Origin of the sequence: Janthinobacterium sp. BJB401, assembly GCF_013372745.1 — a bacterium.
Taxonomy (GTDB): domain Bacteria; phylum Pseudomonadota; class Gammaproteobacteria; order Burkholderiales; family Burkholderiaceae_D; genus Janthinobacterium; species Janthinobacterium rivuli.
This window is the reverse complement of record NZ_JABXFH010000001.1, coordinates 211,982-226,928: the sequence shown is the minus strand read 5'-3', so window position 1 is coordinate 226,928 and position 14,947 is coordinate 211,982. Positions and strand designations below refer to the sequence as shown.

11 protein-coding genes and 2 tRNA genes are annotated in these 14,947 nt (G+C 64.7%); 10 read left to right on the top strand and 3 right to left on the bottom strand.

Features of this window, described 5'->3' with window-relative positions; all coding sequences use genetic code 11:
* The first annotated feature begins 2 nt into the window (after positions 1-2).
* Positions 3-839, top strand: coding sequence for a D-hexose-6-phosphate mutarotase (locus tag HWE17_RS01015; protein ID WP_176387448.1), 837 nt, complete (start codon positions 3-5; stop codon positions 837-839).
* Here HWE17_RS01015 and HWE17_RS01010 read toward each other — a convergent pair.
* Positions 836-1,816, bottom strand: coding sequence for a carbonic anhydrase (locus HWE17_RS01010; protein WP_235211737.1), 981 nt, complete (start codon positions 1,814-1,816; stop codon positions 836-838). The genes HWE17_RS01015 and HWE17_RS01010 overlap by 4 nt on opposite strands.
* A 208-nt stretch (positions 1,817-2,024) precedes the next feature.
* A complete protein-coding gene (locus tag HWE17_RS01005; protein WP_176387447.1) occupies positions 2,025-2,675 on the bottom strand; it encodes a VTT domain-containing protein in 651 nt (216 codons plus the stop codon).
* A 248-nt stretch (positions 2,676-2,923) separates the two neighbouring features.
* On the opposite strand from HWE17_RS01005, the gene HWE17_RS01000 reads away from it, so the two are divergent.
* From HWE17_RS01000 to HWE17_RS00960, 9 genes are all read left to right on the top strand, one after another.
* Positions 2,924-3,862, top strand: coding sequence for a peptidylprolyl isomerase (locus HWE17_RS01000; RefSeq protein ID WP_176387446.1), 939 nt, complete (start codon positions 2,924-2,926; stop codon positions 3,860-3,862).
* A 118-nt stretch (positions 3,863-3,980) separates the two neighbouring features.
* Entirely contained in the window at positions 3,981-5,888 is a 1,908-nt protein-coding gene (gene mutL / locus HWE17_RS00995) for a DNA mismatch repair endonuclease MutL (protein ID WP_176387445.1), read from the top strand.
* A gap of 79 nt (positions 5,889-5,967) precedes the next feature.
* Positions 5,968-6,915 carry a tRNA (adenosine(37)-N6)-dimethylallyltransferase MiaA gene (miaA, locus tag HWE17_RS00990; protein WP_176387444.1) on the top strand — a complete coding sequence of 316 codons (948 nt, stop codon included), beginning with the start codon at positions 5,968-5,970 and terminating at the stop codon, positions 6,913-6,915.
* A gap of 91 nt (positions 6,916-7,006) precedes the next feature.
* Positions 7,007-7,083 (top strand) — tRNA-Met (locus tag HWE17_RS00985).
* A 61-nt stretch (positions 7,084-7,144) separates the two neighbouring features.
* Positions 7,145-7,221, top strand: a tRNA-Met gene (locus HWE17_RS00980).
* Positions 7,222-7,402: 181 nt separating this feature from the next.
* Positions 7,403-7,930, top strand: coding sequence for a sigma-70 family RNA polymerase sigma factor (locus tag HWE17_RS00975; RefSeq protein WP_099401542.1), 528 nt, complete (start codon positions 7,403-7,405; stop codon positions 7,928-7,930).
* Positions 7,927-8,925 (top strand): FecR domain-containing protein, encoded by a 999-nt coding sequence (locus tag HWE17_RS00970; protein WP_176387443.1) that lies wholly within the window; start codon positions 7,927-7,929, stop codon positions 8,923-8,925. Before HWE17_RS00975 ends, HWE17_RS00970 begins: the two co-directional genes overlap by 4 nt.
* 80 nt (positions 8,926-9,005) lie before the next feature.
* On the top strand, positions 9,006-11,489 hold the full coding sequence (locus HWE17_RS00965) for a TonB-dependent receptor (RefSeq protein WP_176387442.1): 2,484 nt from the start codon (positions 9,006-9,008) through the stop codon (positions 11,487-11,489).
* 109 nt (positions 11,490-11,598) lie between these two features.
* Complete coding sequence (locus tag HWE17_RS00960; RefSeq protein ID WP_255206068.1) at positions 11,599-13,107, top strand: histidine phosphatase family protein; 1,509 nt, start codon at positions 11,599-11,601, stop codon at positions 13,105-13,107.
* A 52-nt stretch (positions 13,108-13,159) separates the two neighbouring features.
* On the opposite strand, the gene HWE17_RS00955 is transcribed toward HWE17_RS00960, so the two are convergent.
* A complete protein-coding gene (locus HWE17_RS00955; RefSeq protein ID WP_035822011.1) occupies positions 13,160-14,458 on the bottom strand; it encodes an MFS transporter in 1,299 nt (432 codons plus the stop codon).
* Positions 14,459-14,947 lie beyond the last annotated feature (489 nt).

Genomic DNA, 14,947 nt, shown 5'->3' with positions numbered 1-14,947 from the left:
GCATGAGCGAGAGTATCTTTGGCCAGCTGCCGGCCGTGACCATCCGCGCGGCCGACGGCGCGCAAGCGACCGTCACCCTGTACGGCGGCCACCTGGTGTCGTGGCGGACCAGCGATGGCCAGGAGCGCCTGTTCTGCAGCCGCGCATCAAGCCTCGACGGCAGCCGCGCCATCCGTGGCGGCGTGCCCGTGATCTTCCCGCAGTTCGGCGCGCGCGGCACCGGCATGCGCCACGGCTTTGCGCGCGTGGCGACGTGGCAGCAGGAATCGAGCGGCGAGGCCAATGGCGCCGCATGGGCGCAATTTATCCTGACCCAGGCTGACCTGCCGGCAGCGATCGCCGCCAGCTGGGCTTACGACTTCACCCTGCGCCTGCGCGTGGCCGTCACGGCCCAATCACTGGAGTTGCACCTGTCCGTGCACAACACGGGCGAGCAGGCGTTTCCATTCTCGGCCGCCCTGCATACGTATTTTTCGATTGATGATTTGAGCGAAGCGCGCATTGGCGGCTTGCAGCGCGTGCGCTACTCGGACGAGACGCCGCAAGACGCCTTGCAGGCGGAAGAAGTGCTGCAATTTTCGGACAAGCTGGACCGCATCTACTACCAGCTGCCGGGCGCCTTGAGCCTGCAGTCTGGCAGCCATACGCTGCGCCTGGAGCAGCAGGGCTTTACGGACGCCGTCGTGTGGAACCCGGGCGCGCAAGACGCGGCCGCCCTGCCCGACCTGGCCGACGACGAGCAGCCGCGCTTCATTTGCATCGAGCCGGCCCTGATCCAGCCCGACCTGCTGGCCGCCGGCGCCGAATGGATCGGCCGCCAGCGCCTCGCATTCGTTTAATTGGACTCTTTGATGATGCGGCCATTCGTCGGCTGAATCGGACGCGCATTCAAGGGATACAAACGGCTGAACAGCGCCATCTGCGCCGGCGACGCCTGCACCGGCTGCTTCATCACCATCCACAGCACGCCTTCGCTGCAAGGCGGCTCCGTCATCGATCCCATGTACGTGTAGTAATCGCGCCGCGTCGGCAGCATCTCGGCCGGGTCGAGCAGGATGGTCGGCTGCATGGTCTCGAATTTTTCCAGCGGCAGGTTGTTCCACACGGTCTGGATGGTCGCTTGCGGCGCACCGCGTTCCAGCAGCAGCGCCAGCACGGCTTGCCGGCCTTCCGCATCGCGGTGCACCAGGTGCACCACCATCTCGAACGCCTTGCCATTGATGCGCTCTTCGGACGGGCGGTGGAAATGGAATTGCTGCAGCTCGAACATGCGGTTCTGCACCGTGATGTAATTGCCGCCGCTCACGCCCACCTGCACCGTATGGCCATTGTCGACCACGTTGAATGACGACGGATGGTAGTCAAAGCTGATCTGCTCGAGTTCCACCTTCATGCCATCGCGGATATCGATCGGCGACTGGCGGCTGCCATTGCCGCACTTGCCCCAGTCGACGTTGATCTTGCTCCAGTGGGCCGGGCCGCTGTCGCCCTCGTACGACCAGTGCGTGCCGCGCGGCACGGGCGGCGGTGGCGGCGGCGCGGCCTTCACCACGGCGGCGCGCTTGGCGCGGGCGGCGGCGCGGGCAGCCTGGGTGGCGCGCATTTCCGCCAGCCGCGCGGCAATGCGTTCTGACAGGTCGACTTCGGCCGCTTCTTCCTTTTCGCGCGCCGTGGGCGCGACGACGACAGGCGCCTTGGCCTCCTTGCCCTTCACCGATTCGGTCAGGGTTTTCATGGCGGCCGCGCGCGCCGACGCCGACATGGGCGCGGATGCGGTGGCGCTCGCCGGGACGGGGGCATCTTTGGCGCTTGCCATGGCCGCCATCGCGGCAAGGCTGCAAGCTAACAGGGCGCTCAAATGTCGCATGGAAATCCAGAAAGTGAGAATACCCTCTGGTTTACGGCTGGAAAGCAACAAAACTTGAATCAAGGCGGGAGTAAAACAGAAACAAGACAGGGAAAAACGGGATCCGGGGCCGGCTGCGGACTGTGCCGCAGCGCGCTTGCCCCGCATCCATGCGGCCTTACGCCGACTTGCCGACCATGCGCTTGTAGAGCTTCCACATGCCGCCCAGCACCACCGGCACGACGGCGGCGCCGACGCCGATCAGCACGATCAGGGTCAGGTGGTCGCGGATCCACGGGATATTGCCGAAGAAGTAGCCCGCCGTCACCAGACCGACCACCCACAACAGGGCGCCCGTGATGTTGTACATCTGGAAGCGCGCATGCGTCATGTCGGAAATGCCAGCCACGAACGGCGCGAAGGTGCGCACCACCGGCACGAAACGGGCCAGGATGATGGTCTTGCCGCCGTGCTTTTCAAAGAACTCATGCGTGCGGCGCATGGCGTCCTTGTTGATCCAGCGGTAATCGTGGGTAAACACCCTTTGCCCGATGGCCTCGCCTATCCAGTAATTGAGCGTGTTGCCCGTGACGGCCGCCGTGACGAGCAGGAAGATCAGCAAGCCCAGGTGCATCTGTCCCGTCGCGCAAAACGCGCCGGCGATAAACAGCAAGGTATCCCCAGGGAAGAAAAACAGCACCACGAGGCCTGTCTCGCAAAAAATAATGGCGAACAGCACCGCATACACGAGGGTGCCGTACTGCTCGATCAAGAGACCCAGCGTCTTGTCGACATGCACGATCATGTCGAGGAATTGCACAAAATCCATATATTTTTCCCTAAAGGTAGCGGCGGAATCATACACCACCGGACCGGCGCAACGGCAGTCCCCGGGCCGATATTTCTGGATTAATTATGCGGCGCCCTTGGCGGCGTGGCAATTTAAGTAAAGGTTAAGGAATCGCCTTATCGGCAGACAACTGTCAGGATTGCTGTCTGCAATGTTTTTCCACCGAAATATTGGCATTCCGGTATACACTTTCTGCACGGCGCAACCCGCGCCGACCAGGAGAAAACATGTACCGACACCCACTGAGCGGCCTGACCATGGCCACCGTGCTGGGCCTTGCACAGCTGACTGCCCACGCGGCGCCTGTGCAGATCAAGGCGCCCGCCGAACTGCCCGCCAAGGCGACCTTGGCCGACGTGATCAAGGCTTCGAAACCGTCCGACTGGCGCCCACTGGACCCGGACAACACCCTGTACCTGGACATTCCCGCCGGCCGCGTGGTGATCGAACTGGCGCCGGACTTCGCGCCGAAACACGTGGCCAACATCAAGGCCCTGGTAGCCGAACAGTATTACGACGGCCTGGCCATCACGCGCGCGCAGGACAACTGGGTGGCGCAGTGGGGCGATCCGAACGAGAAAAATCCCAAGCCGATCCAGCATGCGCAGCGCACCCTGCCCGGCGAATTCACGGTACCACTGAAAAATATCAAGAGCTTCACGCGCCTGCCGGACGTGGACGGCTACGCGCCGCAAGTGGGCCATTCGAACGGTTTCCCGTCCGCGCGCGATCCGAAAACCGGCACGGCCTGGCTCACGCATTGCTATGCCACCGTGGGCGTGGGCCGCGACAGCGCCAGCGACAGCGGCGGCGGCACGGAACTGTACGCCGTCATCGGCCAGTCGCCGCGCCACCTGGACCGCGACATCACCGTCGTCGGCAGAGTCGTCTCCGGCATGCCATTGCTGTCGACCCTGCCACGCGGCACGGGCCCCATGGGTTTTTATGACAGCCCCGAGAAAAACGTGCCGATCAAGTCCATCCGCCTGGCCGCCAGCGTGCCGGCGGAGCAGCGCGCGAACCTGGAAGTGATGCGCACCGACAGCGCCACCTACCAAGCCGTGCTGGAAGCCCAGCGCCACCGCGGCGGCCCGTGGAGCAAGGTCACGGCCGGCCATATTGACCTGTGCAATGCGCCGATACCGGTGCGGGAGGTGGGGAAATAAAGCGACCCGAAAGGCAAGTTCTGGGGTCGTACCCTCAGGGTACGACCCCAGCCTTCGTTTTGGGTTTCGGGCATCAGCACAGCAGCGCCTCCCCCTGCGAACCCGTTATAATCAGGGCATGAACGCTCCCATCACGCCCCACCGCCCGATCCAGGCCTTGCCTGACCAGTTGATTTCGCAAATCGCCGCCGGCGAGGTGGTCGAGCGGCCATCGGCCGTCGTCAAGGAATTGCTGGAAAACGCGCTCGACTCGGGCGCCACGCAGATCACGGTGCGGCTGGAAGAAGGGGGCGTGAAACGCATCGCGATTACCGATAACGGCCGCGGCATCGACAAGGACCAGCTGCCGCTGGCCCTGGCGCGCCACGCCACCTCGAAAATCGCGTCCCTGCACGACCTGGAAAACGTGGGCACCCTGGGCTTTCGCGGCGAGGCGCTGGCCTCGATCGCCTCGGTGGCCGCCGTCACCGTGACCTCGCGCACGGCGGACGCAACGCATGCGTGGGAAATCGTCGGCTCGCACAATGGCAGCGTCTCGCCATCGTCGGGCGCGCACGGCACCACGGTCGACGTGCAAGACCTGTATTTCAACACGCCCGCGCGGCGCAAATTCCTCAAATCGGAACAGACGGAATACGGCCATTGCGCCGAAGTCGTGCGCCGCATCGCGCTGGCACGGCCGGACGTGTCGTTCTCGCTGTCGCACAATGGCCGCACCATCGACCAGTGGAATATCAGCGAACTGGCCAAGCGCAGCGCTCACATCCTCGGCAATGACTTTGCCGAAGCGCGCCTGGCGCTGGACGAGTCGGCCGGCAGCCTGCGCATCCACGGCTTTGCCGGCTTGCCGACGGCATCGAAGGCGCGCGCCGACGGCCAGTTCTTTTATGTCAACGGGCGCTTCGTGCGCGACAAGCTGCTGGTGCACGCCGTGCGCATGGCCTACCAGGACGTGCTGCATGGCGACCGTTTCCCGTCATACGTGCTGGCGCTCGACCTCGACCCGGCCCTGGTCGACGTCAACGTGCATCCGTCGAAGATCGAAGTACGCTTCCGCGACAGCCGCTCCGTGCACCAATTCGTCTTCCACGCGGTGCAGCGCGCGCTGGCGCAGACGTCGGCCACGGCCTTTGGCAGCGTGCCGGCACCTTTGCCGGCCGCGTCCACCCTGGGCGGCGATACCGCGGGCGCCGGTTTGGGAGGCCCCGGCATCTGGCGCCGCGAGCAGACGCAAACGTCGTTCGGCACGCAATTCACGAACACCTTCGCGCCCGCCTCGCCCGGCGCGAACCATCCCTTCTTTGCCGACGCGCCAGGCGTGGCCCAGGACACGGCGGCGTATGGCGCCCTGTTTGGCGGCGCCGCTGCATCCTCGCCGATCACGCAGGTGGAACCGTACATCGCCTCGCCCGAAGCGATGGCGCGCGAAGAATATCCGCTGGGCTTTGCCCTGGCCCAGCTGCACGGCATCTACATCCTGGCGCAAAATACCAAGGGCCTGGTGCTGGTCGACATGCACGCGGCGCACGAGCGCATCCTGTACGAACAGCTGAAAAACGCGCTGCAGGCGCAGGTCTCGGGCCAGGACATGCAGGTGCAGTCGCTCTTGATCCCCGTGACGTTCTACGCGGACGCCATTGAAGTGTCGACGGCGAATGAAAACCAGGACACCTTGAAAGCGCTGGGTTTTGATATCGCCGCCCTGTCGCCCACGACGCTGGCCGTGCGCTCCGTGCCGACCCTGCTGAAAAACGCGGACGCGCAAACCCTGGCGCGCGACGTGCTGCGCGACGTGCGCGAATACGGCGGCTCGCGCGTGCTGATCGAGCGCCAGAACGAATTGCTGGGCACCCTGGCCTGCCACACGGCCGTGCGCGCGAACCGGATTTTATCGGTGCAGGAAATGAACGCCCTGCTGCGCCAGATGGAGAGCACGGAACGCGCCGACCAGTGCAACCATGGCCGGCCCACGTGGGTGCAGGTCGAGATCAACGCGCTCGACAAATTATTCCTGCGCGGCCAATAAAATTCCGGGGTCAGACCCGCCGGGTCTGACCCCAGCCTTTGCCTTGGGGTCCCCATCGCAAGCACATCAAAAAAGCACCATGACAAACACCCCACACCTCCCCCTGGCCGTCGCCATCATGGGCCCCACGGCCAGCGGCAAGACAGCCAGTGCGCTGGCCATCGCGCAAGCCATCCCGTCCGAGATCATTTCCGTCGATTCCGCCCTCGTCTACCGGGGCATGGATATCGGCACGGCCAAGCCGTCGAAGGAAGAGCTGGCCCAGGTACCGCATCATCTGATCGACATCATCGACCCGCTGGACGCGTATTCCGTGGCGCAGTTCCGCAACGACACCCTGCGCCTGGTGAGCGAAATCTCGGCGCGCGGCAAGCTGCCGCTGCTGGTCGGCGGCACCATGCTGTACTTCAAAGGCCTGGCCGATGGCCTCGACGACTTGCCCGGCGCCGATCCCGTGCTGCGCGCCCAGCTGGAAGAAGACGCGGCCGCCATCGGCTGGCCCGCCATGCATGCGCGCCTGGCCGAGCAGGATCCCGTCACGGCCGCGCGCCTGGCGCCACAGGATGCGCAGCGCATCGGCCGCGCGCTGGAAATCATCGCCCTGTCCGGCCAGCCCATGTCGGCCCTGCTGGCGCGGCGCGAAAAGACCGTGCTGCCGTTCCAGCTCCAATCGTTCGCGCTGGAGCCGTCGGACCGCGCCGTGCTGCACGCGCGCATCGCCACGCGCTTCGACATCATGCTGAAAAACGACGCCCTGCTCGATGAAGTAGATGGGTTGCGCCGGCGCGGCGACCTGCACCCGGGTTTGCCTTCGATGCGCTGCGTCGGTTACCGCCAGGCCTGGGAATACCTCGATGGCCGCATCGACCGCGCCGCCTTGCGCGAGACGGGCATCATCGCCACGCGCCAGCTGGCCAAGCGCCAGCTCACCTGGCTGCGGGCTATGCCCGAACGCATCGTCATCGATTGCCTGGGTCCTGATCCGGCCTCGTCCATGCTGGCGCAGATCCAGCCGTTGATGAAATAATCATGAACGCTACAGCACACAAAAAATCCACAGATTTTTCATGGCCGGCATTGACAAGGAAATGGGAAGACTGGATAATGCTCGGCTGTTGGGTGATATAGCTCAGTTGGTTAGAGCACAGCATTCATAATGCTGGGGTCGGTGGTTCAAGTCCACCTATCACCACCAAAGAACATCGATCAGGTTTTTTTACTGGTCAAAACCAGCATCCGGTCTGACCGGTCTGTTTGGTGATATAGCTCAGTTGGTTAGAGCACAGCATTCATAATGCTGGGGTCGGTGGTTCAAGTCCACCTATCACCACCAAGAATTAGCAGCATGAAAAACCCGCCCCTGCCCTGCGCAGCGGCGGGTTTTTTCATTTCCGGCACCATCTCGCGTGCGGCCTGCGCGCAACACCTGCCCCATCCCCACGCATTGGGGATTGTGGCGACACGCCTCTGCCGCTTACAATGAGAATAATTCTCATTTATATTATTCATCGCCCATGTCCGCCATCCAGTCCAGCCTGCAACAGCAAGTGCAGTCGCTCTACAGCGAGCATCACGGCTGGCTGGTCGGCTGGCTGCGCAAAAAACTCAGCTGCCCGCATGGCGCGGCCGACGTGGCGCAAGACACCTTTTTACGCATCATCGCCTCGCGCGACGCGCTGTTCGGCATGCGCGAGCCGCGCGCCTACCTGTCGACGACGGCGAAGCGCTTGCTGCTCGACCGCGCGCGCCGGCAAGTACTCGAGCGCAGCTATCTGGCGGAACTGGCCCTGCTGGCCGACAGCCTGCCCGGCGCGCCCTCGCCCGACGAGATCCTGATGGCCGTGCAGGCGCTCGGGCAGATCGCCACGGCGCTGGACGGTTTGCCGGCCAAGGCGCGCGACGCCTTTCTGTTGCACTACCTGGAAGAGCAATCGCAGGCCATCGTCGCCGCGCAACTGAACGTTTCCACGCGCATGGTGCAAAAATATCTGGTGCAAGCCTTGCTGGCCTGCCGCCACGCCTGCCCGGCCATGGCGGCATGAGCGGCACGCGCACGGATATCGCCGCCGAGCAGGCCGCGCGCTGGATCGTGCAGCTCAGCGCCGACGATCCGGCCGAACGCGACATGGCGCGGGCCGGTTTCGCCGCGTGGAAGGCAGCCGACCCGCTGCACGCGACGGTCGCCGCCGGCATGGAAAACCTGCTGCTTCAACTGAGCGCCGTGCGCGAGCCGGCCGGCGGCGACCATCGCCCCGCGCGCGCCGCCCTGGCTGCCATCGCGCCCAAGCGCCGGCGTCTGCGCCAGCTGGCCGCCGCCAGCGCCGTGGCCGTGCTCGCGCTGACCGGTACGCTGGCCCTCGGCGAGCGCCCCGCCTACCTGCTGGCCGACCTGCGCAGCCCCACGGGACAATGGCAGACGCACACCCTGGCCGACGGCAGCCAGATCACGCTGGCCGGCAACAGCGCCGTCAACGTGCGTTTCAATGGGGGCGAGCGGCATGTGGAACTGGTGCGCGGCGACATCCTCGTCGACGTGGCCAAGGATGCGCAGCGCCCCTTCATCGTTGACAGCAAGCAGGCGGCGATCCGCGCGCTGGGCACGCGGTTCACGGTGCGCAGGGAAGGCGGCGCCACCATCCTGAGCATGCTGGAATCCAGGGTGCTGGCGCAGGTGCCGCAACATCCGGCCGTCGTGGTGCAGGCGGGCCAGCGCACGCGCATCACGGACGATGGCGTCGGGCCACTGACAAGCATCGATGCGGCCAGCGTGCAGGATGCCTGGCGCGCGCGCCGGCTGGTGGTCGACGACTTGCCGCTGGCCCAGGTGCTCGACGAGCTGGCGCGCCACCGCCCCGGCCAGCTGCATTACGACCGCGCGCAGATCGCCGGCATCCGCGTGGCCGCCGTGCTGCCACTGGACGACACGGACAAGGCGCTGCAGCTACTCATCGACAATTTCCCGCAGCTGCGCATCCGCATGCTGACGCGCTATCTGGTAATGGTGGACGCGCCAGACACTGGCACCGCAAAAAAATAAATGTTTTTTTGCGTTCGCGGTTCCACTTTGCGCATCTCGTGCGTCAAGGCAGCTGAGATCAATCAAAAAAGGCTGTCACCATGTACGCTCAAGTCGTTCCCGTTTCGTCCCCGAATCCCTTGCGCACGCGTTTGCGTCCGTTGGCCCTGGCGGCCATGCTGCTCGCTGGCGCCGGCCTGCACGCCCAGGCAGTTGCGCAAACGGCGCCTGCCACCGCCAGCTACAGCATTCCCGCCGGACCGCTGGCCGGCGCCCTGAACCGCTATGCGCAGCAGGCGGGCGTGTCCATCGTCATCGATGCATCCAAGGTCCAAGGCTTGACCAGCGCCGGCCTGCAAGGCAGCTACGCCATCGATGACGGTTTCGCCATGCTGCTGCGCGGCAGCGGCTATGCCATCGGCAAGACGTCCACCGGCTATGTGCTGGTGGCCGCGCCTGCGGTCGCCGCTCCCACGGCGGCGGCAAGTAGCGCCTCGGCGGCCGAACGCACCATGCCCTCGATTACCATCGTTGGCCAGGCCGAGCAAGGCGCCACCACGGAAGGCAGCGGCTCCTACACGGCGCGCAAGATCACCATCGGCAAGGGCGAGCAAGCGATGAAGGACATCCCCCAATCGGTCAGCGTGCTGACGCGCCAGCGCCTGGACGACCAGGGCATCACGGATTTGCGCGAGGCGGTCAACAACGTCACCGGCGTGGTGGGCGTGCATGGCGTGGGGCCGGGCGTGGTGATCACGGCGCGCGGCTTCCAGATCGACCAGTGGCAGTATGACGGCGTGCCGATCGACCGCAACACCTATGCACTGGGTAACTGGGGCCAGGAAAACATGGTCATCTACGACCGCCTGGAAGTGCTGCGCGGCGCTGCGGGCATGCTCGTTGGCACGGGCAGCCCCGGCGGCTCGGTCAGCCTGGTGCGCAAGCGTCCGGGCGCCACGCGCAGTGTCAGCCTGACGGCGCGCGCGGGATCCTGGGACCATTATGGCGCGCAGCTCGACGTCAGCAGCCCCCTGACTGCGGACGGCAGCCTGCGCGGACGCGTCATTGTCGATGAAGACGATACCCACTCCTTCATCGACCAGGTGTGGAGCAAGAACCGCACCCTGTACGCGGCGCTCGACTATGACCTGGGTCCGGCCACCACCCTGGGTCTGGCCATCAGCAACGTCAATGTCCACGGCCGCCCCACCTTCATCGGCCTGCCCCGCTACGAGGATGGCAGCGCACTGAACCTGCCCCGCTCCACCTTCACGGGTGCTGACTGGAACCGCAGCGAGGCCAAGCAAACCAACGTGTATCTCGACCTGGAGCACCATTTCAACAGCCAGTGGAGCCTGAAGGCCTCGGCCGTGAACATGAAGGAAAACACCGGCTCCGTGCACCAGCGCCTGGCTTCCGCCATCCAGCCCGACGGCAGCGGCGCGAGCTATGGCGACTTTGGCATGGATTTCGACAACCGCAAGCGCGGCATCGATACCTACGTACGCGGCAAATTCGACGGCCTGGGCATGGCGCAGGAAGTGCTCGTGGGCGCCAGCTATGTCACACTGGCGTCGGACGACCGCTACGCGCGCGTCTGGGAATCCGGGGCGAATGTCTTCAACATCAAGCACCATCGCCCTTGGCAAGATATCGACAGCATCGCCGCGCGCCCAATGGGCGTGACCAGCAACAGCACCTACGAAATACGCCAGAAAGGCCTGTATGGCAGCTGGAACGGCCAGTTGACCGGCAAGCTGAAAGCCGTGCTGGGCGGACGCTTCAGCTGGTATGACTTCCTGTATGCGACGCCGAAAGGTTCCGAAGAACAACTCAACGCCACCGCCAAGTTCACGCCGTCGGCGGGACTGATCTACGCGCTCGATCCGCAATGGTCGGCTTACGCCAGCTATGCCGACATCTTCACGCCGCAAAGCATCCGCGACGTGCAAGGCAAGATCCTCAAGCCCATCACGGGCAGCAACTACGAGGCGGGCATCAAGGGGGAACTGATGGATGGCAAGGTCAACACCTCGCTGGCCGTGTTCCGCTACGACCACAAGAACCGCGCCGTCACCGACTACGCCGCCGACCTCGCGTGCGACGGGCAGTACTGCTCGCGCGCTTCGGGCAAGGTGCGCAGCCAGGGCCTGGAAGCGGAAGTATCGGGCGAAGTGGCGCGCGGCTTGCAGCTGTCTGCCGGTTACGCCTACACGACGACGACGTATCTGAACGACCCGGACAATCAGGGCAAGGTCTTTTCCACCTGGACGCCGAAGCACATGCTTCGCCTTTGGTCCAGCTACACCCTGCCCGGTGATTGGGACAAATTCAGCGTGGGTGCCGGCACCAGCCTGCAAAGCCATACGGTCGATACCGAGCGCACCTTCAAGGTGGCCGGTTTCTCGATCTGGAATGCACGCCTGGGCTGGCAAGCCACGCCGCAAGTGGCCCTGTCGCTCAACGTCAACAATGTGTTCGACAAGCGCTACATCATCCCATCCTACAACACCACCGGGTCGAACAACTACTATGGCGACCCACGCAACGTGCAGTTCACCGTGAAGTACACGCCGAAGTGGTAGGCTGACGCACTGCGCTGACAGCACAGGCGGGCACGGCACTGAGCCGTGCCCGCCTTTTTTTCGTTCAGTGCTAGGCTGGCGTCCGAGAATGAATCACCACGAAAAAACCATGTCCCAACCGCTTCCCCTGTCCAGCATTGCGCTGACCCTTGCCCTGTACGCCAGCCCCGCCCTGGCCGTCGACGGCCATTACCAGACCAAGACGCCGTATGCGCCGCAGCAAGACCCGGCCACGTATGCCGCGCCGCCGGCCGGCTTCCAGCCGATCTACACGCAACTGGTGGCGCGCCACGGTGCGCGCGGATTGACGAGCATGAAGGGCGACGCGGCCCTGTATGCGATGTGGCAGCAGGCGGCCGCGCAGGATGCCCTGACGCCGCTGGGGCGCGCACTGGGTCCCGACATCCTGGCCCTGATGCGGGCGAACGCCTTGCTCGGTTATGGCGTGGCCGGCATCGAATCACCCGGCTACGGCAACCTGTCGCAGACGGGCATCGAAGAGCACCGGCAACTGGCCGCGCGCCTGCTGGCGCGCCTGCCCGCCCTGTTTGCGCAAGTGGGGCAAGACGCCGCGACGGCGCCGCGCCAGCTCGTCACCATCCATTCCGGCGTGGACCGCGCACGCGACAGCGCCCGCTTCTTCACGCAATCGCTGCTCGAGCACGCGCCCGCGGTACAGCCGATATTACAAGCGGATGGCGTCAACCGCTTCCTGCTGTACGCACACAAGCTGGCGCCGCAGACGGACCGGGTCACCGATCCGGCCCATCCTTATTACGCCACCTACCATGCCAGCCAGGCGTACCAGCGCTATATCCGCACCAAGGGCCTGCACGCGCTGATGGACTCGCCCGCCCGGCTGCCGGCAGCGGCGATGCACGCGCGCCATGTGCTCGAACGGCTGTTTGCGCCCGCCTTCCTCGACCAGCTTGAGCGCGGCGGCGCCAGCTATGCCGACACGGGCAACTACACCTTCACCAGCGACGACGGCAAACTCACGCGCAGCATGAAGGGCAGCGGCAAGACCTTCATCCGCAGCCTGAGTGCGGCCGCCACGCAGCTGTATGCGCTGTACGCGATCGCCGCCGGCATGCGCCATGAAGCGCCGGCCGATTTCAACCGCTACATGCCCGCCGAGGATGCGCGCTACTACGCCGCTGTCGCCGACCACGAGGATTTCTACGAAAAGGGACCGGCCACCACGGAAAGCGCCGGCGTGACCTGGCGCTTCGCGCTGGCCTTGCGCGAGGATTTTTTCAAGGAAGTCGATGCGCTGGCCAAAGGAGATTTGCGCCACGCGGCCAAGCTGCGCTTCACACATGCCGAGATGATCATCCCGCTGGCATCGGCCATGGGCTTGCAGCAGCCGCTGCCGGCTTCGGCCAGTTACAGTTATGACGCGAATCCCTGGCGCGGCCAGACCGTCGCGCCGCTGGCGGCCAACATGCAGTGGGACGTGTACCGCAATGGCGAGGGCCAGCTGATCGTGCGCCTGCTGTACAACGAAAAGGAAACGCCGTTCCAGCCATCGTGCGACAGTGCCCGCATCGCGCCGGGCAGCGTCTTCTATGATTACGCGGGACTGAAAGCCTGCTACGGCCACGTGGCGGCGCAATAAAAAAGCCGCCAGCTGGGCAACTGGCGGCTTTCGAACTTCGAGCAGAAAGCAGTTACTGCCAGGCTTCCTTGCCCTCGCGTGGCTTGCCCACCATCAGCAAGGCGCCCAGGGTCAGCACGGCGGCCAGCGACAGGTAGTAACCCACGTATTGCAAGCCGTAATTCGTCGCCAGCCAGGTGGCGATGTACGGCGCCAGCGAGGCACCCAGAATGCCGGCCAGGTTGAACGTCAGCGAAGCGCCCGTGTAGCGCACTTCGGGCGGGAACAGCTCGGACAACATCGTGCCCAGCGGTCCGTAGGTCATGCCCATCAGGCCCAGGCCGACGGCCATGAAGACCGTCACTTCCCACGTCACGCCGGAGCCGAACATGGGCGCGAGCACCAGGCCGAAGATGGCGATGGCGACGGAGACCCAGATCAGGGTGGCGCGGCGGCCGCGGCGGTCGGCCAGCACGGCCGAGAATGGAATCGTCAGCGCGAAGAACAGCACGGCGAACAGCTGCACGATGAGGAATTCCTTGCGCGTGAAGCCCAGCTTGGTCGTGCCCCAGCTCAGCGCGAACACCGTCATCAGGTAGAACAGCACAAAGGTGGCCAGGGCGATGATGGTGCCCAGGAACAGCATGCGGCCATGCTGGCGGAACACGGTGGCGACGGGCAGTTTGACGACTTCGTTCTTGTCGATGACTTTCTGGAAGTCCGGCGTTTCCGTGATCTTCAGACGCACGTACAGGCCGACGATGACCAGCAGCGCGCTGGCCAGGAAGGGGATGCGCCAGCCGTAGCTGAAGAACTGTTCATCGGTCATGGTTTCGCTCAGCAGCAGGAAGATGCCGCCCGACAGGAAGAAGCCGATCGGCGCACCCAGCTGCGGGAACATGCCGTACCAGGCGCGTTTTCCCGGTGGCGCGTTTTCCGTTGCCAGCAGCACCGCGCCGCCCCACTCGCCACCCAGGCCCAGGCCCTGGCCGAAACGGCACAGCGCCAGCAGCAGCGGCGCCAGGGTGCCGATGGCGGCATATGTCGGCAGCAAGCCGATGATGACGGTCGAGATACCCATGGTCAGCAAGGCTGCCACGAGAGTCGCCTTGCGGCCGATGCGGTCGCCGAAGTGGCCGAATACGGCCGAGCCGATGGGGCGGGCGAAGAAGGCGATGGCGAACGTGGCCAGCGACTGCAGCACGGCGGCCGACGGGTCGCCGGCGGGGAAGAACAGTTTCGGGAACACCAGCACGGCGGCGGTGGCGTAGATATAAAAGTCAAAGAACTCGATGGTGGTGCCGATCAGGCTGGCGAACAGCACCGTGCCGGGGGAATTTTTCTTGGGGGGGGTGCTCCGGGGCTTACTCATTTACTGCGCTCCTTGGGGAGGGTGTCTAAAGGCCATTCTCTGGATGTTTTTTCAGGCAGCAGCACAGCACGGTGTCTAGGCGCGCGGTTCACATATCATAGCTGTGCGTGGGCGTAATTGCTGCGAATTTGCTATTAAATTCGCAAACAAATTCCACGCCGCAACACGCCGTTTGTTAACGGCAGACAACGGTGTACCAACACGCGCTATCGCGCCGTGATCAGTGCTGATTTAGAGAAACAACGGTCGTGCGCCATCCGGTTACCCGGGGCACGGCAGGAAAGGCGTCAGGGGATGGGCGACGTGTATCAGGCCCGGCGTATCGCCAGGCATTCCGTACCAGACCCGCGCGTCGGCATCGCGGCATCGGTCATTTGTGGTGAATCCTTGCCTGCGGCCCCTCCGGGTGGAGCGGGCCGGCGATGATCGCGCCTGCATCACTCAGGATGCGGTTGATCTTGCTGTAAGCGGCTTATGATACGCGCAGTG

What these genes read in the sequence shown, in the direction of transcription:
- mutL (WP_176387445.1), top strand. Translation starts at nt 3,981, where the DNA reads ATGAACGCTCCCATCACGCCCCACCGCCCGATCCAGGCCTTGCCTGAC.
- HWE17_RS01010 (WP_235211737.1), bottom strand. Translation starts at nt 1,816, where the DNA reads ATGGCAAGCGCCAAAGATGCCCCCGTCCCGGCGAGCGCCACCGCATCC.
- HWE17_RS00975 (WP_099401542.1), top strand. Translation starts at nt 7,403, where the DNA reads ATGTCCGCCATCCAGTCCAGCCTGCAACAGCAAGTGCAGTCGCTCTAC.
- HWE17_RS01005 (WP_176387447.1), bottom strand. Translation starts at nt 2,675, where the DNA reads ATGGATTTTGTGCAATTCCTCGACATGATCGTGCATGTCGACAAGACG.
- HWE17_RS00970 (WP_176387443.1), top strand. Translation starts at nt 7,927, where the DNA reads ATGAGCGGCACGCGCACGGATATCGCCGCCGAGCAGGCCGCGCGCTGG.
- HWE17_RS00960 (WP_255206068.1), top strand. Translation starts at nt 11,599, where the DNA reads ATGTCCCAACCGCTTCCCCTGTCCAGCATTGCGCTGACCCTTGCCCTG.
- HWE17_RS00965 (WP_176387442.1), top strand. Translation starts at nt 9,006, where the DNA reads ATGTACGCTCAAGTCGTTCCCGTTTCGTCCCCGAATCCCTTGCGCACG.
- HWE17_RS01000 (WP_176387446.1), top strand. Translation starts at nt 2,924, where the DNA reads ATGTACCGACACCCACTGAGCGGCCTGACCATGGCCACCGTGCTGGGC.
- miaA (WP_176387444.1), top strand. Translation starts at nt 5,968, where the DNA reads ATGACAAACACCCCACACCTCCCCCTGGCCGTCGCCATCATGGGCCCC.
- HWE17_RS01015 (WP_176387448.1), top strand. Translation starts at nt 3, where the DNA reads ATGAGCGAGAGTATCTTTGGCCAGCTGCCGGCCGTGACCATCCGCGCG.
- HWE17_RS00955 (WP_035822011.1), bottom strand. Translation starts at nt 14,458, where the DNA reads ATGAGTAAGCCCCGGAGCACCCCCCCCAAGAAAAATTCCCCCGGCACG.